Origin of the sequence: Flavobacterium sp. MFBS3-15 (genome assembly GCF_026107645.2) — a bacterium.
Classification (GTDB): domain Bacteria; phylum Bacteroidota; class Bacteroidia; order Flavobacteriales; family Flavobacteriaceae; genus Flavobacterium.
The window spans coordinates 286173-309131 of record NZ_JAPCHV010000002.1 but is presented as its reverse complement, the minus strand read 5'-3'; the positions used below and the strand labels follow the sequence as shown (position 1 = coordinate 309131).

22 protein-coding genes and 1 pseudogene are annotated in these 22959 nt (G+C 42.4%); 10 read left to right on the top strand and 13 right to left on the bottom strand.

Annotated features, from left to right (window positions below; translation table 11 throughout):
* The first annotated feature begins 65 nt into the window (after nt 1-65).
* From OGH69_RS03450 to OGH69_RS03435, 4 genes are all read left to right on the top strand, one after another.
* Nucleotides 66-587, top strand: a complete 522-nt coding sequence (locus tag OGH69_RS03450; RefSeq protein ID WP_265173041.1) for a SixA phosphatase family protein — start codon at nt 66-68, stop codon at nt 585-587.
* Entirely contained in the window at nt 553-2685 is a 2133-nt protein-coding gene (gene ppk1 / locus OGH69_RS03445) for a polyphosphate kinase 1 (protein WP_265173040.1), read from the top strand. The genes OGH69_RS03450 and ppk1 overlap by 35 nt, the downstream gene beginning before the upstream one ends.
* A 63-nt stretch (nt 2686-2748) precedes the next feature.
* Entirely contained in the window at nt 2749-3639 is an 891-nt protein-coding gene (locus OGH69_RS03440) for a Ppx/GppA phosphatase family protein (protein ID WP_265173039.1), read from the top strand.
* Between the two features lie 2 nt (nt 3640-3641).
* Nucleotides 3642-4172: an O-acetyl-ADP-ribose deacetylase gene (locus tag OGH69_RS03435; protein WP_265173038.1), complete on the top strand. Its 531-nt coding sequence runs from the start codon at nt 3642-3644 to the stop codon at nt 4170-4172.
* Nucleotides 4173-4175: 3 nt separating this feature from the next.
* On the opposite strand, the gene OGH69_RS03430 is transcribed toward OGH69_RS03435, so the two are convergent.
* Nucleotides 4176-5072 (bottom strand): bestrophin family protein, encoded by an 897-nt coding sequence (locus OGH69_RS03430; protein WP_265173037.1) that lies wholly within the window; start codon nt 5070-5072, stop codon nt 4176-4178.
* A 260-nt stretch (nt 5073-5332) separates the two neighbouring features.
* Between OGH69_RS03430 and katG the strand changes: the two are divergent.
* Nucleotides 5333-7608 (top strand): annotated as a pseudogene (gene katG / locus OGH69_RS03425) (catalase/peroxidase HPI).
* Between the two features lie 45 nt (nt 7609-7653).
* Here the strand turns inward: katG and OGH69_RS03420 are convergent.
* The 3 genes from OGH69_RS03420 to dnaX all read right to left on the bottom strand — a co-directional run bounded on the left by OGH69_RS03420 (nt 7654) and on the right by dnaX (nt 10238).
* Nucleotides 7654-8436, bottom strand: a complete 783-nt coding sequence (locus tag OGH69_RS03420; RefSeq protein ID WP_265173036.1) for a hypothetical protein — start codon at nt 8434-8436, stop codon at nt 7654-7656.
* A gap of 39 nt (nt 8437-8475) precedes the next feature.
* Nucleotides 8476-9060 carry a DNA polymerase III subunit gamma/tau gene (locus OGH69_RS03415; protein ID WP_265173035.1) on the bottom strand — a complete coding sequence of 195 codons (585 nt, stop codon included), beginning with the start codon at nt 9058-9060 and terminating at the stop codon, nt 8476-8478.
* 92 nt (nt 9061-9152) lie between these two features.
* Nucleotides 9153-10238, bottom strand: a complete 1086-nt coding sequence (gene dnaX, locus OGH69_RS03410; RefSeq protein ID WP_265173034.1) for a DNA polymerase III subunit gamma/tau — start codon at nt 10236-10238, stop codon at nt 9153-9155.
* 128 nt (nt 10239-10366) lie between these two features.
* Between dnaX and OGH69_RS03405 the strand changes: the two genes are divergently transcribed.
* Entirely contained in the window at nt 10367-11206 is an 840-nt protein-coding gene (locus OGH69_RS03405; RefSeq protein ID WP_265173033.1) for a hypothetical protein, read from the top strand.
* Between the two features lies 1 nt (nt 11207).
* Nucleotides 11208-11438: a hypothetical protein gene (locus OGH69_RS03400; RefSeq protein ID WP_265173032.1), complete on the top strand. Its 231-nt coding sequence runs from the start codon at nt 11208-11210 to the stop codon at nt 11436-11438.
* Between the two features lie 48 nt (nt 11439-11486).
* Here OGH69_RS03400 and OGH69_RS03395 read toward each other — a convergent pair whose 3' ends face one another.
* Nucleotides 11487-12356, bottom strand: a complete 870-nt coding sequence (locus tag OGH69_RS03395) for a T9SS type A sorting domain-containing protein (RefSeq protein ID WP_265173031.1) — start codon at nt 12354-12356, stop codon at nt 11487-11489.
* Between the two features lie 162 nt (nt 12357-12518).
* Between OGH69_RS03395 and OGH69_RS03390 the strand changes: the two genes are divergently transcribed.
* Nucleotides 12519-13121: a hypothetical protein gene (locus tag OGH69_RS03390; RefSeq protein WP_265173030.1), complete on the top strand. Its 603-nt coding sequence runs from the start codon at nt 12519-12521 to the stop codon at nt 13119-13121.
* Here OGH69_RS03390 and OGH69_RS03385 read toward each other — a convergent pair whose 3' ends face one another.
* From OGH69_RS03385 to panB, 5 genes are all read right to left on the bottom strand, one after another.
* A complete protein-coding gene (locus OGH69_RS03385; RefSeq protein WP_265173029.1) occupies nt 13122-13970 on the bottom strand; it encodes a KPN_02809 family neutral zinc metallopeptidase in 849 nt (282 codons plus the stop codon).
* A gap of 366 nt (nt 13971-14336) precedes the next feature.
* The gene (locus OGH69_RS03380; RefSeq protein ID WP_265173028.1) at nt 14337-15266 is read right to left on the bottom strand and encodes a hypothetical protein; all 930 of its coding nucleotides are present in this window, start codon (nt 15264-15266) and stop codon (nt 14337-14339) included.
* Nucleotides 15267-15289: 23 nt separating this feature from the next.
* The gene (locus tag OGH69_RS03375) at nt 15290-16633 is read right to left on the bottom strand and encodes a hypothetical protein (protein ID WP_265173027.1); all 1344 of its coding nucleotides are present in this window, start codon (nt 16631-16633) and stop codon (nt 15290-15292) included.
* Nucleotides 16634-16790: 157 nt separating this feature from the next.
* On the bottom strand, nt 16791-17480 hold the full coding sequence (locus tag OGH69_RS03370; protein WP_265173026.1) for an RluA family pseudouridine synthase: 690 nt from the start codon (nt 17478-17480) through the stop codon (nt 16791-16793).
* Between the two features lie 74 nt (nt 17481-17554).
* Nucleotides 17555-18373, bottom strand: coding sequence for a 3-methyl-2-oxobutanoate hydroxymethyltransferase (gene panB, locus OGH69_RS03365; protein WP_265173025.1), 819 nt, complete (start codon nt 18371-18373; stop codon nt 17555-17557).
* A gap of 131 nt (nt 18374-18504) precedes the next feature.
* Here panB and OGH69_RS03360 point away from each other — a divergent pair, with 131 nt between their 5' ends.
* The gene (locus tag OGH69_RS03360) at nt 18505-18945 is read left to right on the top strand and encodes a nuclear transport factor 2 family protein (protein ID WP_265173024.1); all 441 of its coding nucleotides are present in this window, start codon (nt 18505-18507) and stop codon (nt 18943-18945) included.
* Between the two features lie 93 nt (nt 18946-19038).
* On the opposite strand, the gene OGH69_RS03355 is transcribed toward OGH69_RS03360, so the two are convergent.
* Nucleotides 19039-20463, bottom strand: a complete 1425-nt coding sequence (locus OGH69_RS03355) for an L-serine ammonia-lyase (RefSeq protein ID WP_265173023.1) — start codon at nt 20461-20463, stop codon at nt 19039-19041.
* Nucleotides 20464-20636: 173 nt separating this feature from the next.
* Here OGH69_RS03355 and OGH69_RS03350 point away from each other — a divergent pair, with 173 nt between their 5' ends.
* On the top strand, nt 20637-21068 hold the full coding sequence (locus OGH69_RS03350; protein WP_265173022.1) for a leucine-rich repeat domain-containing protein: 432 nt from the start codon (nt 20637-20639) through the stop codon (nt 21066-21068).
* 97 nt (nt 21069-21165) lie between these two features.
* Here the strand turns inward: OGH69_RS03350 and OGH69_RS03345 are convergent, their stop codons facing one another.
* Both OGH69_RS03345 and OGH69_RS03340 read right to left on the bottom strand, forming a co-directional pair.
* Complete coding sequence (locus OGH69_RS03345) at nt 21166-22464, bottom strand: cryptochrome/photolyase family protein (RefSeq protein ID WP_265173021.1); 1299 nt, start codon at nt 22462-22464, stop codon at nt 21166-21168.
* Nucleotides 22446-22916: an SRPBCC family protein gene (locus tag OGH69_RS03340; RefSeq protein WP_265173020.1), complete on the bottom strand. Its 471-nt coding sequence runs from the start codon at nt 22914-22916 to the stop codon at nt 22446-22448. The genes OGH69_RS03345 and OGH69_RS03340 overlap by 19 nt, the downstream gene beginning before the upstream one ends.
* Nucleotides 22917-22959 lie beyond the last annotated feature (43 nt).

The following is a 22959-nucleotide window of genomic DNA, read 5'->3' as shown; positions in this document are numbered from 1 at the left end:
GAATTCTGCTTCGTATTTTTTTGGACATTTAAATTTCTGATACACAAAACTTAAACATCAAGCGTATGAAAAATTTAATCCTGATCCGTCATGCAAAATCAAGTTGGGATGCTCCGCTGTCGGATAAAGACCGCCCCCTTTCCAATCGTGGGATTAATGATGCGCACATGATGGCCGGGGAGGTAGATGAATTCCTGCCAAAGTCATTTATAGTATGGAGCAGTACTGCGCAACGCGCCAAAAATACCGCATACATTTTCGCTGAAAACCTTTCCATACCTATTGATACAATTGTATTTAAAGATGATCTCTATACTTTTGACGAAAAAAAGCTTGCAAACATCATAAAAACATGCGATAACCAATTTGATAACTTAATTCTTTTTGGACATAACGACGCTATTACTAATTTTGTTAATACCTTTGGGAACCATGCTGTAGAGAACGTACCTACAGCTGGTTTTGTTTCGCTTTCATTTGAAGAAAATGACTGGAAGGACATACGAAAAGGCAAAATAAAGAAAACGTTATTTCCAAGAGAATTAAAAAAGCATGATTCACCACTCACCGGTAAACCGGTACATTGACAGGGAAAAAAGCTGGCTGGCATTTAACGCAAGGGTATTGCAGGAAGCCGGGGATGACAATGTTCCGCTATTAGACAGGCTCCGTTTTTTAGGAATATTTTCAAATAATTTCGACGAATTTTTCAGGGTACGCTACGCTGCCATCCGCCGACTTAGCCTTGAGGGGCAGACAGGTGAAAAAGTACTTGGCGGAATATCCGCGCAAAAACTCCTTAAGGAAATTACCGAGATAGTAATCGAGCAGCAATCCGACTCTCTTCGCATCCTCAGCGTTATCGAAAAGGAATTGGAGAAAGAGAATATCTTCATGGTGAACGAAACGCAGATTAATAAGGAGCAGGAGCTTTTTATAAAGGATTTCTTCATACAGAAGGTCAGCCCGGAGCTGGTAACCATTATTCTTAATGACCTCGATGAATTCCCGATATTGAAAGATACTTCGGGCTATTTGGCAGTAAAGCTTGTAATGCAGCCCCAGCTGAATGGCAACGGAAATACGGATCATGATGACGATGATGAAACACAGAAGAATGAGGTACGCTATGCGGTTATTGAAATACCTAAAACTATCAACAGGTTTGTGCAACTCCCATCAAATAGTGAAAAGAAGTATATCATTATGCTTGATGATGTTATAAGGCTTAACCTGCACAGTATCTTTAATATCTTTCATTATGAGAGCATTTCGGCGCACATGATAAAAATAACCCGTGATGCACAATTGGAAATAGATAGCGACCAAAGCAAAAGCCTAATGGAAAAGATATCCACGAGTGTTAAAGACAGGCGCATTGGAGAACCTGTACGTTTTGTTTACGACCAGGCTATTGAACCCGATACGCTCGAATTTTTCCTGACGAGGATGGAAATCGATTCATCGGATAGTATTATCCCGGGTGGGCGTTATCACAACCGTCGCGACTACATGGATTTCCCCAGCCTTGGCAGGCAGGATTTGCTTTACCAGCAAAATGTCGCCCTTCCGGTATCCGGGCTTAGTCTTGAAGGAAGCATTATACAAAGGCTAAAGCAGAAGGATTATATGATTAATACGCCCTATCAGTCATTTTCGTATGTTATAAAATTCCTTCGGGAAGCAGCACTCGATCCCAAGGTATTGAGTATAAAAATTACGCTTTACAGGCTTGCGAAGAACTCACAGATCATCAGTTCACTGATTAATGCTGCAAAGAATGGCAAAAAGGTAACAGTTCAGATAGAATTGCAGGCTCGTTTTGACGAGGCCAGCAATATATCGTATGCAGAGCTGATGCAGACAGAAGGGATCAGTCTTATATTTGGGGTTAAAGGCCTTAAAGTGCATAGCAAGGTATGTGTCGTGGAACGCATAGAATCAGGTAAACTCAGGCGCTATGGTTTTGTTTCTACAGGTAACTTTAATGAGTCTACAGCCAGGATTTATACTGATGTAACTTTGTTTACAAGCCATGCTGCGATTATGAAAGAGGTGAGTAAGATATTCGATTTTTTTGAGGTAAACTACCGAGTGCATCGTTACAGGCATTTGTTTGTATCGCCACACTATACGCGAAGCAAGTTTTACAAATTGATTGACAGGGAGATACTTAATGCAATAGCAGGAAAGGAAGCCTGTATAAAGCTGAAAATGAACAGTCTTACCGACTACAGGATGATCGACAAGTTGTATGAGGCAAGCAGGGAAGGGGTAAGGATTCAGCTTATCATTAGGGGCATCTGCTGCCTGATTCCTGGTGTGCAGGGGATGAGCGAGAACATTGAAGCAATTAGCATAGTAGATAATTACCTGGAACATTCCAGGGTATACATTTTTGCGAATGGCGGTGATCCCGAGGTTTTTATTTCTTCAGCAGACTTCATGACTCGTAACCTTGACGCGCGTGTAGAAGTTACCTGCCCTATATACGATAATGAAATTAAGCAGGAAATGATTGAAGTGTTTGACATTGGATGGAAGGCCAATGTGAAGGCTCGCCTTCATAGCGAAACCCTCGAAAACAAATACAGGAAAAAACCGGACCAAAAGCCTTTCAGGGCGCAGCTTGAAACCTATAATTATTTCAGGAATAAGCTGGAAGTTATTTACGAACAATTATAATCTGAGGTTCTTAGGAATGGGTTAAGTACTCAAGCATCTAAGCGCCTCAAGGCACTCAGATAGATGATTAATATAAAAAAATATGCCGCAATAGATATTGGGTCCAATGCCATGAGGATGTTGGTGTGCAATATTGTGGAACAGGAAGGAAAAGAAACACAATTCAATAAAAGCTCACTGGTGCGTGTACCTATTCGCCTTGGACAGGATGCTTTTACTGTAGGCGAAATATCCGACGAGAACATTGCACGTATGGTAGATGCCATGACAGCATTCCGATTGCTTATGAAGGTTCATAAAGTGGAGCGATTTATGGCATGTGCGACCTCCGCCATGCGCGAGGCAGAGAATGGTAAAGAAGTTGTAGACATCATTGAACGCGAGGCCGGGATAAAAATAGAAATCATTGATGGCAGGAAGGAAGCGGCCATTATTGCAGCAACTGACCTGCATGAATTCCTTAAACCCGAACACACTTATCTTTTTGTAGATGTAGGCGGCGGCAGTACAGAGTTTTCTTTATTTGCAGGAGGAAAGATCGTAGCAGCCAAATCTTTTAAAAATGGTACGGTTCGTTTGCTTAACAATATGGTTAATGATGTGGTATGGCTCGAAATCGAGAAATGGATTAAACAGATAGTCGAGCCTTATGAAAGCGTTACGTTAATAGGTTCGGGCGGGAACATCAATAAAATATTTAAAATGTCGGGGAAGGCACAGGAAAAGCCGCTGTCCTATTTTTATGTAAACTCACAATACCAGTTTCTCAACAGCCTGAGCTACGAACAGCGCATCTCCGAACTCGGACTCAACCCTGACCGTGCTGACGTTATCATCTACGCCGCGCGCATTTACCTCAATGCTATGAAGTGGAGTGGTGCACGCAACATTTATGTACCTAAGATTGGGCTCTCTGATGGGATAGTGAAGGCGATGTATTACGGGAAGATATAGATATGTCGAAAATAACACTCATAAAAGGCGACATCACTATAGTAGAAACGGATGCTATTGTAAATGCAGCCAATACATCATTACTTGGAGGCGGGGGTGTCGATGGTGCCATACATAGAGCCGGAGGAAAGGCAATTTTGGAAGAATGTGTTGCCATACGCAACCGCCAGGGAGGATGCAATACAGGAGAGGCTGTAATTACTACTGGTGGTAAGCTTTATGCGAAATATGTAATCCACACGGTGGGGCCGGTATGGAATGGGGGCAACAGCGGCGAAGAGCGGCTTTTAGCGAATGCCTATCGTAACAGTCTTGCTATTGCTGTGCAAAATAATATTGCTTCAGTTGCATTTCCTAATATCAGCACGGGAATATATCATTTCCCCAAGCAAATGGCCGCTGAAATTGCAATTACTTCGGTAAGGGAATTTTTAAAATCAGATGATACGATTACGCAGGTAGTTTTCGTTTGTTTTGATGATGAGAATTATGAAATTTATGAGGGTATCCTCAACTTATCTGATAGCAAATAATTATCACATTATATAAAACTCATCCTTCATGATTGGTTCCGGCAGTTCTTCTTCATTAAGAAGTTGCCTGATATTGATCTCGATGGTTCGTGCAATAGCGGTTACCGGAACATCGCTAGGCCTGTTGCGGAAAGGATCCTGAAGGTAGTAGGCCGATTTTTCAAGCGTAAAAAACACAAAAGATATTAGAAGCAGTAACGGAATTTCGTACACCAGCCAAATATCTTTGAGTGCTACTGAAAGGATAATGCAGAAAAGGTATATGGTAAAGTGCAGGAACATTCTGTAAATAGTTGGAAATACAGTGTTGTTTATGCGCTCTGCAGCTCCCATACTGTCGGAAAATCGGACACAAGTGCTGTTAAGCTGGATGTTTTCAAAATCGGATAATTCCTCCTGTAATCGTGGCCTTTTTATTTCATGAACATTAAGCTGTAAAAGTGCGAGAGGCTTATTTTTGAACATAAATATTCTTTTTTGGTCTTCAGTGGATAATACATCTTCACATTGACCCAGAGGAGGCAAGCCTCGCAGCGACTGCCCCAGACAATAGCACCATGCAATCTGGCGGTAAGCCATTTCCTTTATTACAGGCTTAAGGTCTTCGCCTTTAAGGAATGCCTGTAGCTGCAAAACAAAACTCCGTGAGTCATTTACTATTGCACTCCATATTTTGCGAGCTTCCCACCAACGATCGTAAGATTGGCTCATTTTAAATGACAATAGCACCGATATGGCAGTACCAAGAAAAGCAGCAATAGATAAGGGCATCTCCGGGATGAAAGATTGTGCTGCCCCTGAAAGGATATGTATGGCAACACCCAATGCGACAACAATTAGCATTTCATAGCGCACCATACGGAATATATATTTTAAGGGAAGTCTTTTATCTACGAGCATTATATGTATTATTTCACTTAAAAATAGAGAAAATTACTTTTGTTAAATGCAAAGGGTTAGGATTTTAAATAAATATTCACATAAGGTATTTAAATCTGAATATTTTTATAGTTTATTGTGTGCATAAATAATACCTATTTCAATATCGATATATTAAATAGCCTCAATCGCAAATCTTTATTAAAATTCTTAAATTTGTTGTAAAGCATTGATTCATAAAGTGATTTCATTATTTGTTAAATAAACAAACACGACAAACTATGGAAAATAATTCAAACGACATCAGTAAATGCCCATTCCATAATGGAAGCATGAAACCTAATACAGGGGGTGGGGGTACCCAAAACAGGGATTGGTGGCCTAATCAATTAAAATAAATATACTAAGGCAGCATTCTTCTTTATCAAATCCAATGGGAGAAAATTTCAATTATGCAGAAGCCTTCAAAAGCCTTGACCTTGAAGCCCTAAAAAAAGATTTGCATGAACTGATGACTGATTCTCAGGATTGGTGGCCGGCTGACTTCGGACATTATGGAGGATTGTTCATCCGCATGGCATGGCACAGCGCCGGTACCTATCGTGTATTTGACGGCCGTGGCGGGGCTGGTGCCGGACAGCAGCGTTTTGCACCCCTGAACAGTTGGCCTGATAATGTAAGCCTCGATAAAGCCCGCAGGCTGCTCTGGCCGATAAAACAAAAATATGGGAATAAGATATCCTGGGCCGACCTCATGATACTTACAGGTAATGTTGCGTTAGAGTCAATGGGCTTTAAAACTTTTGGTTTTGCCGGAGGACGTGCTGATGTTTGGGAACCTGATATGGACATATACTGGGGCTCTGAGCAGACATGGCTAGGCGGCGACCTTCGTTACGCCCATGGCTCTGAAGGTGTCCCTAAAGAACATGGTGTAGTTGTTTCTGATGACGATGCAGATGGCGACATCCACTCAAGAAACCTTGAAAAACCCTTGGCTGCCGTGCAGATGGGATTAATCTATGTAAACCCTGAAGGGCCCGATGGCAACCCAGATCCTATCGCTGCAGCCAGGGACATACGCGATACTTTTGCACGTATGGCAATGAATGATGAGGAAACTGTAGCCCTAATTGCCGGAGGACACACCTTTGGAAAGACACACGGTGCAGCCTCATCAGAAAATGTTGGCAAAGAGCCGGAAGCTGCAGATCTTGCAATGCAGGGCTTTGGATGGCATAATAAATTTGGTTCCGGCAAAGGAGCCGATACCATTACCAGTGGACTTGAAGTAACCTGGACAAAAACGCCTACACAGTGGAGCAACAATTTTTTTGAAAATCTTTTTGGGTTTGAGTGGGAACTTTCTAAAAGCCCTGCAGGAGCGCACCAATGGGTAGCGAAAAATGCTGAAGCCATCATTCCTGATGCATATGACAGTGGAAAGAAGCATCTTCCTACTATGCTTACAACCGATCTTTCGCTGCGTTTTGATCCTGCTTACGAAAAAATATCACGTCATTTTTTGGAAAATCCTGATGTGTTTGCCGATGCCTTTGCACGTGCATGGTTTAAGCTGACCCACCGTGACATGGGACCCAAAGAGCGCTACCTGGGTCCTGAAGTTCCCCAGGAAGAATTGCTTTGGCAAGATCCAATCCCGGAAGTAAACCATGAGCTGGTAAACGCGAATGATATAGCTTCGTTGAAACGGAAAGTGCTGGATTCAGGCCTGACCATTTCGGAGTTAGTATCAACGGCATGGGGATCAGCATCTACTTTCCGTGGTTCAGATAAAAGAGGAGGGGCTAATGGTGCCCGTATTCGCCTGGCACCGCAAAAATACTGGAAGGTAAACAACCCGTTACAACTCCAAAGAGTCCTGGATGTACTGGAGGGTATGAGGAAAGACTTTAATGCATCACAACAGGGAGGAAAGAAAATTTCATTGGCCGACCTTATTGTACTCGCAGGTAATGCAGCCATAGAAAAAGCAGCCAAAGATGCAGGAAACGATGTTACAGTGTCTTTTTCAGCGGGAAGGATGGATGCATTACAGGAACAAACAGATGTGGAATCCTTTGGTTACCTTGAGCCAAAAGCGGATGGTTTCCGTAACTACGGCAGGTCGCAATATCCTGTTTCTGTAGAAGAGATGCTCATTGATAAAGCGCACCTGCTTACACTTACCGCTCCGGAATTGACAGTACTTGTAGGTGGCATGCGGGTTTTAGACACTAACTTTGACGGTTCAGATTACGGTGTATTTACCAGCAGGCCCGGAAAACTTACTAATGATTTCTTTGTAAACCTTCTCGATATGGGGACTTCCTGGAAAGCAACTTCGGAAAGCAGGGAATTATATGAAGGTTCGGACCGGAACACTGGGGTTAAAAAATGGACAGGGACACGGGCAGATCTTGTATTTGGATCAAATTCCGAGTTAAGAGCTATTGCAGAAGTATATGCAAGTTCCGATGCAAATGATAAATTCATTACCGATTTTGTGGCTGCCTGGAGTAAAGTAATGAACCTAGGCAGATATGACCTAAAATAACATTTGTAATATGTAGAATGAGGCATCCTTTCGGATGCCTTTTTGCTATAAAATTTTAATCCTTAGGTATTGATGTACTTCATTAACCTCACCATCAGACCGCCAATATTGTGATGGGTGATTTATGGAAACATACAAATACCCATCTGTCCCAAAAAACAACTCCTGCGGCATCCAGTTAGTGAAGCTGGCACTCAATAAAGGAATAGCCCTGTCATCCCCAATCATTTCAATGCTCAGTTCACCTGCTTGCGGCGAATATATGTCCGCATAGAGCGAAACGATGTATTTTTTATCCGGCGAAATGAGCGGGAACGTCTGGTAGGTGGAGGTATTGTAGCCTGTATCCATGTCGAAAAGCATATAGCCGTAATCTTCATAATACGTTCCCAGTACTACAAAATGATTGATGACGGGCAGGCGGCCTTCATAACTAAAAGTGCGGTGTGTCTCGTTGTCAGTTGTATCATCAATGAACGTCAGGATCGTATCCCTTGCCTTTACAGTAAGTATAGTGTCTATTTTTACTGCGCCTTTGGCATCTTCTTCCCAAAAGTTTACGGCGGTTCCCTGCATTTTTTCAAACAATTCTTTTTCAATCATTTCTATTTGCAGATGTGAGGAAAGTATGCTGTCTTTATCAATTGTAACCTCATTAAAATTCATGTATTTGTCAGGAAGATACAGCGAAGCCTCCATTACATTTTCGGTAGTAACAGTATAGGTTTGGAGGGTATCTGTTGGAGTCGTGGACTCATTAGCTATAGGCATTTTACTCTTGCAGGCGATAACCAATACCAAAAAAATAAGCGCAAATATTGCTTTCATATTTATTAGAAATAAATGAAGTTCAATTTGGATATGAAATCAAATATCCAGATCAAACATCTTCCTTAACGTTTCTACTGCCGGGTTAATTGCTTTGAGCTTATCGAATTTTTCCTGCGGGGTAAAGGCATGGCGTGTAGCAACCACTTCATTTACATGAACATCTATCACAATATCGTGGTTGTGAAGTTTTCCGCGAAGGTAACCCAGCAGTTCGTGCTTGCTGTTATCGAAGTCTACTTTTGAACCTGAATTCGGCAACTCCAGTCGGATGGTCACGCCATCAGCATCCAACACAGGGTCGTTGATCTGCATATACGTTGCCATGATCTTTTGGCCGTTGTCGCTCAGGCGTTGGGCAAACTTATTCCATTGCAGGCGCATGTCGGTCTCGTTAAAGGCTTCGCGCGGCAACTCATCCACATTGCGTACCTGCGCGCGCTGGCTCTCCTGCAATTCCTTCTTTTTGCGAAGTCCGGCCAATGAAAATGCCGATACCTTCACTTCGCCGTCATCCTCTTTTTTTGGTGCGGGCGGCTGGATTATTTCGGGTGTATCTACCTCAAGTTCGGAAGTAGGCAAGGGAGTAATAGTGGTGGTAGTTTGCTCAACAGAAACATCCATAGTTTCTATTACAATTTCGGGGGTGGCAACAACAGTTTCCTCAACCCTTACTTTCAGCGCCGGGGCATTGTTCTTAAAATAATGGGGCGGGATTATAAATTGGTCAGCTTTTTTTTTTCTCCATCAAAGGTGATGGAGGCAAGCTGCATGAGGCAAAGCTCGACCAAAAGCCGTTGGTTTTGACTCACTTTATACTTCAGGTCGCATTCGTTGGCAATGTCAATTCCCTGTAAAAGGAATTCCTGCGTTGCCTTTTGCGACTGCACCCTGTAAAGTTGCTGTGCGGTTTCTCCTGCTTCGAGCAATACCAAAGTAGCCGGATTTTTACACACTAACAGGTCACGGAAGTGCGATGCAAGCCCTGCAATAAAATGATGGCCATCAAAGCCTTTTGCTAAAATGTCATTGTATGCAAGCAACAACTCGGGAATACGGTTTTCCAAAATAAGGTCGGTCACCTTTACGTAGTACTCATAGTCAAGTACGTTGAGGTTTTCCGTAACGGCCTGGCGTGTAAGGTTATTGCCGCAGTAGCTCACCACACGGTCGAAAATCGAAAGCGCGTCGCGCATGGCACCATCGGCCTTTTGAGCTATGATGTGCAGCGCGTCGTCTTCAAAGGTAATCCCCTGACTTTTGGCTACTTCAGCAAGGTGTTCCTTGGCATCCTTAACGGTAATGCGCTTAAAGTCGAATATTTGGCATCGCGACAGTATCGTCGGGATGATTTTATGCTTTTCTGTGGTTGCGAGGATAAAGATGGCATGCCTTGGCGGTTCTTCAAGCGTTTTCAGGAACGCGTTGAAGGCGGCTTGGGAGAGCATGTGCACCTCATCAATGATATACACCTTGTACTTGCCCGTTTGTGGCGGTATGCGCACCTGGTCGATAAGGTTACGGATATCGTCTACCGAGTTATTGGAAGCGGCATCGAGTTCAAACACGTTGAAGGCAAAATCCTCATATGGGTCGTCATAGCCTTCCTGATTGATTTTGCGGGCAAGTATACGTGCGCAGGTTGTTTTTCCAACACCGCGTGGGCCGGTAAATAGCAGAGCCTGCGCCAGGTGGTTGTTTTCAATGGCATTCAGCAGCGTATTGGTAATGGCCTGCTGCCCCACGACATCCTTAAAGGTCTGCGGGCGGTATTTGCGGGCTGATACGATGAATTGTTCCATTATGGCAAATATAGCAAATCCTTTGGAATTTTTATTCGTTATTTCTCATTTAAGGGGGCTAATAACCTTAGGAAATCCCATCCAATATTTCCCGAAATTTTCGTTATCTTTAAAAATCAAGAAACGCTATGACTAACCGCCGACACTACATCTATAATTACGCCTTTATTACAAGCCTTATCCTCTTGGCCCTTAATGACCATTTGTTGAAAGGCGCATTTGGAAACGCAATTACCGGCAAGCTGTCCGACTTTGCCGGGATGGTAATACTGCCGTTGCTGTTGGTTTTTGTCTTTCCTAAATTAAAGAATCATGTACTCTGGCTCAGTGCAATCTTATTTGCATTTTGGAAGTCGCCGTTGTCCACACCTCTTATAAATTGGTACAACACATTTGCATTGATCGATATCGAAAGGGTTGTGGATTATACCGATTTGGCAGCTTTCGCAGCATTGCCTTTACCGTACTTTATTATTAATAAGGAGTATTCAAAATTTCTACAGATTGAAAACATCAGGCTCTCGCCAATATACCTTGTTATACCCTGCATTTTCCTTCTGATGGCTACATCACCGCCAAAGAGTTATTATTATACCCAAACTACCGGTAATCTTCGGTTCTATAATACAAGCCTGAAAGTGAGGCTTACACGGGATGGAATTTTGGATAAGCTGCATAAAAACGGGATTGAACCCCTTAGGGATATGTCTGTAGATACCACGAGATGGCCTCGATATCGCGCGGATAAAAATGCAATTCATTATTATAAAGTACCTCAGATAATCTTTGATAAAGATACCCTCGAAAATTTGGAATTTTCATTCGAACCCGATGGCGACAAGACACGAATATATCTTAACGGTATAACTATAGAAAAGGATTTGAGCGACGAAAAAGTAGAAAAGAAGTTGCGGAAATATTTTAGAAAGGCCGCAAAAAAGTATTTCAAACAAACACTAAGAGAGTAATATGCTAAAAAAAGAACTTGAAGAATTATTCGGCGCTATGCCACAGATGGTTAAGGACAAGCTGCAACCGGTGATGGACAACCTGTTGGAAAGGGCTGCCGAACTGGATGAATATGGTTCAAAAGATCCGGACTATTATGAAGAAGAGCGCGAGGACATCATGAAGGAAGTGCATAAGGTGAAATACCTGAATGACCATTGGCAAATCATGAATGCAAAGAAAAATAATTAAGAAAGCCCCGCAATTGCAGGGCCCTCCAATCATCAATAGTTAATAATATTATTGTTTTACTATTTTCTTTGTTATTGTTTCATTGTCAGATGATACTGCTATCAGGTAAACTCCGCTGCTAAGTCCGGTAAGGTTAGACATTCCTATTTTTTCGCCCGCAAATTGCTTGTTAAATATTGTTCTGCCATTAAGGTCGGTAACTCTAACAGCATCAATAATAGCATTTGTACCTGAAATAGTAATGATGTCTGTTACAGGATTCGGGTATATTGAAAATTCAGCCAATTCATTCTCGCCATTGCCAAGAGCACCAGCTGCAACCCTCAGGTTATCAAATAATAGAATACTGTTTCCGGGGGAGTTATGCATCCTGAAAACAACAACGATTTCTTGACTTTCAAAATCAGTAAGTTCGATGGTAGCATCCTGGCTTTCATTGCCCAAGGTAGCTGAATCGACGGCAAACCTTCCGTCAAGCAATGTTTTTAATTGTGCCGGGTTCGCCCAAACGGCGTCAAACTCGGCAGCTGTGAGTATATAGATGGAATAATTTGATGATGCTACACCCCCAACAGAAAGGCTTCCCATTCGATAATGAAAGTGGCTTTCCCCTGACTGTAATGTAATAGGTGGTGAAACCACTGCAATGTCCATACCTGTAACATGGCTAGGGATTTGGTTTACCATATTAAAGCTTGCAACCCCCATAGATCCGCCTTGGATTCCGATGTTTTCGATAGATGGTATAGAACTGTAAACACCATAGTTTTCAGGATTTCCCGTTATCTCGACAAATTTCCATCCTTCGTTAATGATGTCATTTGGGTTGCCTTCAAAGTTTTCAGAATAAATTTCCTGCGCATTTGCGGCTATGGCAATGCCTGACACCAAAGCTGCTGTAAATAAATTTAATTTCATTATGATTGATTTGATTGATGATTGATTTTATAGACGCGATAAAATCAAAAACGTTGCAGGAATTCTGAATAATTTTTCAGGGATTTTTTATTTAAAAATATCAAGTTGTTGATTTTCAGAAAATTATTTTACTAAATTTGATGACCAACTAAAAACTTTGCCATGAAATATCCATTTTTATATTCTATTCCGGTATTAGCATTGTTATTATCCTGTAGTGTTGAAGAGAACGTTTCACAGGAAGACCTTATCAGGGAGAATATTAATGCATATTCTGAGGCAATTCCTAAATACTGGGAAAATCTCAATATTGATTTTTCAAAACTCTTTGACTATAATTCCAGACAAAATGCATCAGATGAAACTAAGCGTGCATTTGGCTTTATTACAAAAGATTTACAGGAAGAACTGGCAAAGAAGGCCGACAGCGACCACGCATATATAAATTTTGCTCTGCATGAAGGGAAGGCTTTAATAGGTTCGGTACAGTTTGGAAATGAAGTCGAAGGAATTTTTACTGAATACATTACACTTAACAGTAATGTTATCAGGCCATATGTTTACTTTACCCATAATCACGAATTGTATAACCAAAATAAAGATTTTAATAAGAAGTATTACAGGGAAATAGTAATGAGTACCAGTGAAAATAATCTATCGCTGGAGGAATTCATAAAGGCAAAACTGGAAAAACCGGGCAGCTCGGCTGACTTTAAGGTTTATGTTGATGCATCATCATCAAAACTATATGGTTTTGTCGAGTAGCTATAAGCTTAAATTCAGTTCCTTAAACGTATCCCCCTGATTAAAATCGCCTGACTCAAATCCTTTTTTGAACCAGTACATCCGCTGTGCCGAAGTGCCATGCGTAAAAGAGTCGGGCATTACGTTGCCCTTTTGTATGGCATCGTCCCCCACGGCATTGGCCGCGCTAAGAGCTTCCTCGATGTCGCCGGCCTCAAGGAAATCTTTCATTTCCTGGTTATAGTGTGTCCACAGCCCGGCATAAAAGTCGGCCTGCAGTTCTAAAGCTACCGAAAGTTTATTAGCACCACGCGTATCTGTTCCCTGCTGTAGTTGTGTAACTCGTTGCGAAGTGCCGAGAAGCGTCTGTACATGGTGGCCAATTTCGTGGGCAATCACGTAGGCAATGGCAAAATCACCTCCCTTAGCCCCGTAACGTGCTTGTAACTCATCAAAAAAAGCAAGGTCCATGTATACTTTGCGATCAATAGGGCAGTAGAACGGACCTGAAGCCGATGTTGCCCCGCCACACTCGGTCTGCACCGAATTACGGAAAAGAACAAGGGTAGGTTCTTCATAGGTAAGCCCGTTTTCCTCAAATATCCTGTGCCATACATCTTCGGTATCTGCAAGTATAGCATCAACCATTTGTCCAAGAGCTTTGTCTTCTTCGGTCAGCTCAACAGGCTCACCATTACCACCCTGCATCTGCTGCATCTGGTCCAGCACTGCACCGCTGTCGCCTCCCATAAACATATAGATGACCAATACTATAGCACCAATGATACCACCTCCTGCAACCATCCCGCCGCCGGACATTCCACGCCTGTCGTCAAGGTTTCCACTGGATCTTCTGCCTCCCCATTTCATAGTTTGAAGTTTTGTTGGTTGAAGTTAAACAATAAATGTTTCGGTTCGTAAATTTTACAAACAATTTAGCACTTATAAACTTCTTTAAAGTGTTGCGGCTATGGCAGCTATATGGATCAGGCAAAGCAAAAAACCCACAAGACAGGCACGGGTAATTTTAAACGCACTTGCATAACGGGAAATAAAGAAAGTAAGCAGGTGAAAGATAAGATAAAAAGGTGCGGTATAAAGTGTCATTATAAATATTTCAAATCATTTCCAGCCTGCCTTTCCGTAATAAATATAAAATTAAACCATAAGTAGAAATAAGAATACATAGTTAGCACTACGACTATATGAATCAGCCATACTTTGTTTAAATTGCTTTTATTCAATTATTATCGATTTGGTTTCGATTTTCTCCAATATCCCATCTTCATCCTCAGCGCCAACTACCCTTTCATAATAAATATTTAAAGGCCATCCAGATTCATGCATCATTGTTTCCGTATAATCTTTGAGACTGATATTTAACAAGTTAATATCTTTTTTTTTGATGTCTTTTTTCAAATCGGGTTCTTTCATTGCTTTTAAGGTTTTGTGAATCATTTCATTTACGCTTTCACTTTCAAAGTCCTGCCAGAATTTTACTATGTAGGTTGCGTTTTCCGTCTCAATATCCGAAAGTTCAACTATGCCATATGATTTTATATTTTTCCCGCCATAGGGGCTGGGTTCCTCTATGGAGTTTTCCAAAACCTGATCTTCAGAAATTTCTATCCCATGAAATGCATGGAACAATTGCACATCCTTCATGGAATGTGATTCAATTGCTTCACGAGTTACATAACGTGATTTAAGAAAGGCAAGTATTTTTTGATGCCTTTCAGCATCAGGTGCTTTCTCAAGGAGGGCGATTGCGGATTCATTATGTTTTATAATATCCTTCCAATTCAATAACTGCAAAAAAACACCAAATTCATCCGTGGTGTAGCGTAGGGTAAGGCCCTCGTTCAAAGCAGCGATTTTTTTAGAAAGGTCATTTCCAGTCTCCACCTGAATGTCGTGATACCGCCATTCAAATGTGTATGACCCCGACGTAGAGTCTATGACAATAATATCAGCTTTGCACCTGACATTTTCGATAATAAGAGTGTCATTTTTGCTTACTTTGCAATTCTTTGTAATAATTTCAAAAGCCTGCTTTTCATTTTTATCCCAATACCCGACTATCCGCACTGATTTTTTTGCCGCGTCGATTTGGCTGGATGCAAAAACTGGCAGTAAAAATACTGCCAGTAATAAATATTTTTTCATTCCACTAAATTATTACTATATAATTAAAACCCAAACCTAAAGCCAAAATAAGCATCAGCCTGGTCGGTATCTGTAAATGCAGCCGAAAGTATCGAACCCGAACCAATGAAGAACCCTCCAAGCCTTACACCAACACCTGCGGTAAACCCTGATATCTCATTATGTGACAGCGGGGTATAGGCTTCGAAGAAATTACCCGAATAGCGAGGCGTAACCGTGATGATATTTTGCATTGCCAGTTGTTGGTTGTCGTTATCTTCGTTCATTTTCTGCTGTATATAGGCCGAAGCAAACAATTTGCTGTGGAATTTCACATCGGCATAGGCCGAAATCATCGTTGGGAGCTTTACCTTAAAGTCAGACTGGGCTTCGGAAGCCGTAAAAAATTGTGGGTTGTCCAACAGAATATCCTCAAGTTCAGAAAGGCTTTCAACATCTTCGAACTGGTTCAGGTCAAGCGACTCGCCGGGGGCTACTTCCAATGCATAGTTGCGGCTTACATTATTATCATCCTTAAAGGTCATGCTTCCCAGGTTTCGAACCGCAAGCCCCGCATTTAGCTTATAGCCGGAATTGTCGATATCTTTCCATTGGTAATTTACGCCAATGTCTGCTGCCGAGCCACTAAGCCCCCCTGCAAAAAAGTCGGTGAAATTGCTGCTATCGGTAAAATCGTTAGCCAGCGAGCCTGAATAAGCCACATTAACCATTCCGCTGGCGTCGGTAAGGTTTACATCACCCAGGTTATTTTCGATCGTACCCCTGAAATTACCCGCCCCTATATTGGCATACGAGCCGGGGAAAAGTAATTTGAAAGTTACACCAGCTGAGACTTTATGTATCTCAGTATTATAAATATCGCGCGCGGCAGAGAATCCTATCTCACCCCATGTAGTCGCAGAAGTTCTCTGGTTATAGCCGGCAATGATGTTATCCACTTCAGCAACAGAAGTCACACCGTTGGTCAATGCCCTCCCTAACGCAGGGTTTACGTCAACTACATCAGCCTTTATCTTTGCGGAAGTTGAGATGGCAAATGCCCATTTTTCCATTTTAAATCCAAAAGCAGGACCTAAAATTTCCACGTCAGCCCTCATATTAACAGGTTCGCTGCCTGCAAACAACATATCTTCGAAATCCTCATCACTACCGGTAAGGTCTCCAAAAGTAAGTTTATTGTTAGCAATATTGGCACTGAAGTTAAAGATATTCACCTCATAGTCGTTTTTGAGGTTGGTAAGTTCGGCAGGGTTGATGTTTGCATTTAGCAATCCTGTCCTTCTGGAAGTATTAATTCCTGAAAAATGCTCCTGTGCAAACACGCACGAACCCAAAAGACTAAAAGTTAATAGTAAAGTGTTTTTCATATTTCGTGTTATTTCGAGTCTAAATTAAGAATTTTAAGATTTTGAACATTTATTTTAACAATTCAATATAACGTAAATTCTTTCATTTTTTTGCAATAGCAAATTTGGGGTATATATTACAAAATAAAAATACCTACAAATAGGTAGTTTTATGCAATCATAACGCTTTCCAAATTGGGTCATCAGGCACTGGAGCTGTAATAATAATGTCCTCCTTGCTAACGGGATGGACAAATTCCAGTTTTCGTGCATGCAGGTGTATGCCACCATCCGGGTTACTTCGGTCTGCACCATATTTCAGGTCGCCTTTAATAGGATAACCAATTGCGGAAAGTTGTGATCGTATCTGGTGGTGTCGACCGGTGTGGAGTGCAATTTCCAGGGCAGAATAATTGTTGAGTTCTTTAAAAGTGGAATATTCGAGGCTGGCTCGTTTACTGTCAGGCACTTCTTTCAAATGTGCTTTGGAGGTATTTGCCTTTTCATTACGTTTCAGGAAATGTACAAGGGTGTCGTTACTTTTAGGCAATTTACCCTTAACGATGGCCCAATAAGTCTTTTGGGTTTCCCTGTTCTTAAAGAGCTCGTTGAGTCTCGCCAGCGCCTTAGAAGTACGTGCAAAAACTACGATGCCTGTAGTTGGCCTGTCCAGGCGGTGCACCACACCAAGGAATACTTCACCAGGCTTGTTGTATTTGTCTTTGATATACTCTTTAACCACATCACTCAGGGGCTTATCGCCGGTTTTATCGCCTTGCACGATGTCACCAACGCGTTTATTTATTGCGATAATGTGGTTGTCTTCGTAGAGAACCTGTAAATTTTCTTTGGTAGAAACAATCTTCATGTGTTTAACAGTGAGAGATTTCATCTTCGTTAAATGACGCGGCACTCAAATCTGAAACCTACAGTCTGAAATAATTAATATTGTTCCTTCTCGCTTGGGAAATCGCTGGATTTTACATCGTCAACATATTTCCCGATGGCCCTCGTCATGCCATCATACAAATCCATATACCTTCTCAGGAAGCGAGGACTGAATTCATTGTTCATACCCAACATATCATGGATGACAAGTACCTGACCATCAACACCTCCTCCGGCACCAATGCCTATCACAGGTATTGAAATGCTCTCTGCCACTTTCCTGGCCAGTTGCGCAGGTATTTTTTCAAGCACTACAGCAAAACAGCCAAGGCGTTCCAGCATTTTGGCATCTTCGACCAGCTTTTCGGCTTCCGTCTCTTCTTTAGCACGAACGGTATACGTCCCGAACTTATATATAGACTGCGGCGTAAGCCCAAGGTGGCCCATAACAGGTATGCCCGCATTCAGTATCTTTTTAATGGAATCTTTTATCTCTGCACCGCCCTCAAGCTTCACCGCGTGGCCACCGCTTTCCTTCATTATGCGAATGGATGAGCGCAAAGCCTCTTTAGGGTCGCTCTGGTAGCTGCCGAAAGGAAGATCTACCACCACAAGTGCCCTGTTGGCCGCCCTAACAACACTGGAAGCATGGTAAATCATCTGGTCCAGGGTTATGGGCAGGGTGGTTTCATGACCGGCCATTACGTTGGAAGCCGAATCACCCACCAATATCACATCAACCCCTGCGATGTCCACAATTCTCGCCATCGTATAATCATAGGCGGTAAGCATTGAAATCTTTTCGCCATTAGCTTTCATATCGATGAGCGTGCGTGTAGTAATCCTTTTGTAATCTTTCTTTGCAACTGACATAAACGTTATTTTAGAAGATGTAAATGTAGTAATTTGATATAAGATTTGCAGGAATTTCAGATTTTATTGGGTTGCTATGTAACTTTTCGCCGTTGGCAGCCACTAATCTTTAAACCATGAATTATTGACCAATGAAAAAAATCGCGGTAATGGCTTTCTCCCTGTTTGCCGTACAGGTTCAGGCACAGGAAGCGGACATCAGGAAAACTATAAGTACTTTTTTTGAAGGGCTGCATACGGGAGATACGCTTAAAATCAAATCGGTTTGCTCTGATAAAATGATTCTGCAAAGCATCATTGAAAATTCAAAAGGTACTAAATTTAATTACGAAGATGTTTCAGAATGCTACAAATCCATTGCTTCAATTCCTAAAGACATGAAAATTGAGGAACGCCTGCTGGATTATAGGATTCAAGATGATAGCAGTATGGCGCATGCATGGATACCTTATGAATTCTACATCAACGGAAAGTTGAGCCACAGCGGCGTGAATTCCTTTCAATTATATAATGACAATGGTGTTTGGAAAATCGTGTATATAATTGATACGAGAAGAAAGCCCATTAAATAGCTGCCAGTCTCAGTCACAGTTTTCTGTCATAAAACATGTACTTACCTTCAGATTTGCAAAGCAGAAAACTGTTGACTACGGCTGAAAACTATTCTAGCAATCCGCATTATTTACTGTAACTGCAAGCCCGCCTTCTGAGGTTTCCTTGTATTTGTTGTTCATATCCTGAGCTGTCTGCCACATGGTATTTACTACCTTATCCAAAGGTACTTTGGCATTGGCAGGGTCAGTTTCCAAAGCCAGTTCAGCAGCGTTAATGGCTTTTATAGCACCCATAGTATTGCGTTCAATACAAGGTATCTGCACAAGTCCGCCGATAGGGTCACACGTCATGCCAAGGTGGTGTTCCATAGCGATTTCTGCGGCTATGAGACACTGCTCAGGTTTGCCGCCCATCAGTTCGCACAGCGCTGCAGCAGCCATGGCAGATGACACGCCAATTTCTGCCTGGCATCCACCCATTGCCGCCGATATGGTAGCTCCTTTTTTGAAAATACTGCCTATTTCGCCGGCCACCATCAGGAATTGTTTGATGTGGGTTTCATCAGCCTGGTGGTTTTCAATGACCATGTAGTACATCAGCACGGCAGGGATTACGCCTGCGCTGCCATTGGTCGGCGCAGTTACAACACGGCCCAAAGCCGCATTAACCTCATTCACCGCAAGGGCAAAACAGCTCACCCATTTTAGTATCTGCCTGAACTTTACTTCAGTTTTACGAATAGTATACAGCCAATTCCACGGCGAATCATATTCTGCATTGCCAATGAGCCCTTTGTGCATATCGAAGGCACGGCGGCGCACATTCAGGCCTCCGGGCAGGGTACCCTCTGTATGGCAGCCGGTATACATGCATTCCAACATGGTGTTCCACACGCGCATCAGTTCTTTATGGATGTCTTCTTCTGTGCGGATGGATTTCTCGTTCTCGTAAACGATTTCAGATATTTTCTTGTTTTCTGTCCTTGTATATGCCAACAGTTCTTCCGCCAGGTCAATAGGGAAAGGGAAGGCGCATTTAATCAGTTCCTTCTCCTTAGCTACCGTACGCTCTTCTTTAACTACAAAACCACCACCAATGGAATAGAACGTCGAAACATATTCGTTGCTTTCAGTAAACGCTGTGAATGTGAACCCATTAGCATGGAACGGCAGGAAGTTCTTGTTGAATACGATATCCGTTGCAATGTTAAATGGAATGTAACGTAGCCCTCCCAAAAAAATATTGCGGTTCAGGTTAATGTCGTTTATAATATTGGCAATGTCGTCTATGGGGACATATTCCGGATCTGCACCGCTGAGGCCAAGCATTACGGCAAGATCTGTAGCGTGGCCTTTACCCGTAAGCGAAAGCGAACCATACAGGTCGACACGCACCCGGTTTACGGCTTCAAAAAAACCTTCTTCACGTAATTCCTTCAGGAAACGCTCGGCACCACGCCATGGGCCAAGGGTATGCGAACTTGACGGGCCAACGCCGATTTTAAGCATGTCGAAAACCGAGATACATTCATTCATAGCAACTTACGCGATTTATTGTAAAGGTACTGTTTTTACAGCGCGTAAAGGTAAATAAATTGCTAATACTATAACGATGTAGGTGTAAAATTGTTGATTTGATAATTTAGTATTGCTGACCTATGTTTCCATCATTAAATTTTATCTATATTTGAATCCTAACCCAACTTATAATGAAATCATTATTTATTGCCGCAGCATTCGCATTATCCATAGCGTCTTATGGCCAGTGCATTAAGTGCAGTTCAATTGAAGAAGCCCTGAAAGACCCGGCTAAAGTGAAGTCCATTAGCATAAATCCAAATGTCGGCGGCGAATACCTCGAAGAAATTCCCGCAGACATCAAACTGTTTATTAACCTTGAAGAGCTGATGCTTACCGACCATGGCCTGATGGCAGTGCCAAAAGAGATCGGCACCCTGGCCAAACTGAAAACCCTTAGCCTTGCCGGTAACGCACTTGAGGAATTGCCTGAAGAAATTTTCCAGCTTAAAAACCTGAAGGAACTAATACTTTTTGATAATGCTTTTTCAGAAGAATACCTTCAAGAATTAAAGGAAAAAACGAAAAAGGAATTGCCGAAAGTTAAGTTGATGACGGATTAATAAATCCTAAGTTTTATCGTAAGACAGAGATACAGTGCCTGCGTCTGACAATAGTTGTCAGTTACGTGAGAGCCAGACAGTGTGTCTCTACATTGCGTTACGCCACCGCTTCCTTATACACCCTCAACGCCCGTTCGCGCGCCTCTTTATGGTCTAGAATGGGTTGGTAATCCAGCTCCTGGAATTCGGGCACCCATTGTTTTATGTATTCCAGATGCTTGTCGAATTTTTTGACCTGCTCCTCGGGGTTGAATATCCTGAAATAAGGTGCCGCATCCACACCACCGCCCGAAGCCCATTGCCAGTTGCCGATGTTGCTCGACTGTTCATAGTCCAATAGCTTTTCTGCAAAATAAGCCTCGCCACGCCGCCAGTCAATGAGCAGGTGCTTACACAAAAAGCTGGCCACAACCATGCGTACGCGGTTGTGCATGAATCCGGTAGCATTCAATTCACGCATTCCCGCATCTACAATGGGATAACCGGTTTTGCCTTCGCACCACGCATTGAAATCGGCATCATTGTACCGCCATTTTACATTGTCATACTTAGGGCGGAAACTTTTGCTTATGGTTTCAGGAAAGTGCCACAGTATCTGCATGAAGAACTCCCTCCAAATCAACTCATTCAGGAATGTCTCTTTTTTGCTTTCCAATGCCCTGCGTACCATCTCCCTGATGCTCACAGCGCCAAAACGCAGGTAGGGGCTTAGCTTCGAAGTACCGTCTATAGCAGGGAAGTTGCGGGTGTCCTCATAATTGTCAATCAGGGTTGGCGTAATATCGTAAGGCACCGGCCTGATTTCTGACTCCTCAAAACCAATATCTTTCAGGCTCAAAAAAGGGTAGGAGTGGGAGGCAATAGTATCAGCTGTCACTTTTGTATGATGCTGGTGAATAGCCTCTCTTTTAAACTTTTCCTTCCAGCGCTTCATGTAGGGCGTATAGACTACATACGGAGCACCATCATCCTTTACCACTTCATTTTTTTCAAAAACCACCTGGTCTTTAAATGTCAGAAAATCAATATCATTAATTTTAAGTAATTGATGTATCGCTTTATCTCTTTTAATAGCATATGGCTCGTAGTCGTGATTTGTATAAACGGCTTTTATTTTGTGTTCCGAAGCCAGTTTCTTGAATACATTTTCAGGTTCGTCGTGGAAAACAGCAAGCGACCTTTTGTGCTTTTTCAACTCCGACTGTATGCCTTCAAGAAGTGTCATGATAAAGGTTACCCGAGAATCATCCTTTGGCAGTTCGCCCAAAATGTTTTTATCGAATATGAAAATGGGCAGCACTTTGCACCCGGAAGCCAAAGCCTCGCAGAGCCCCGTATTATCATCCAGACGCAGGTCGCGACGAAACCAGAATATGTTTATTTGTTCTCTTTCCATTCTCCAAAAAGCTCTGTTAATTTCTTTTCCCTGTATGCAAATATCTCTTCAAGTTTTGGCTTTACCAAAAAAGGGTGTACCAGCCTTCCCAGAATCCCCATAGGTACTTTATAATGCACTATATCTTCCATTTCAACACCTCCAGGAATCTCCTTTAGAAAATGCTTGTGATGCCAAAAGGCGTACGGTCCGTAACGTTGTTCATCAACGAAAAATTGTTTATCGGCAACGTGCGTAATTTCGGTAACCCACTGCAATTTGATGCCAAGCATCGGCGTTACGGTATAGTGGATGATCTGGCCGGCAAACATTGGCCGGTCATCACCGGATAGCGTAACAAACCCCATCGAGGGTGGGGTAATAACGGCAAGATTTTTGGGGTTAGCAATGAAATCCCAGGCTTCCTGTAGCGATAGAGGGAGTTTTTGCTTTCGGTGCAGCGTGTAGAGCATAGGTATAAATAATTTTGTTGTGAAGTTAGGAAACCTAACGCCT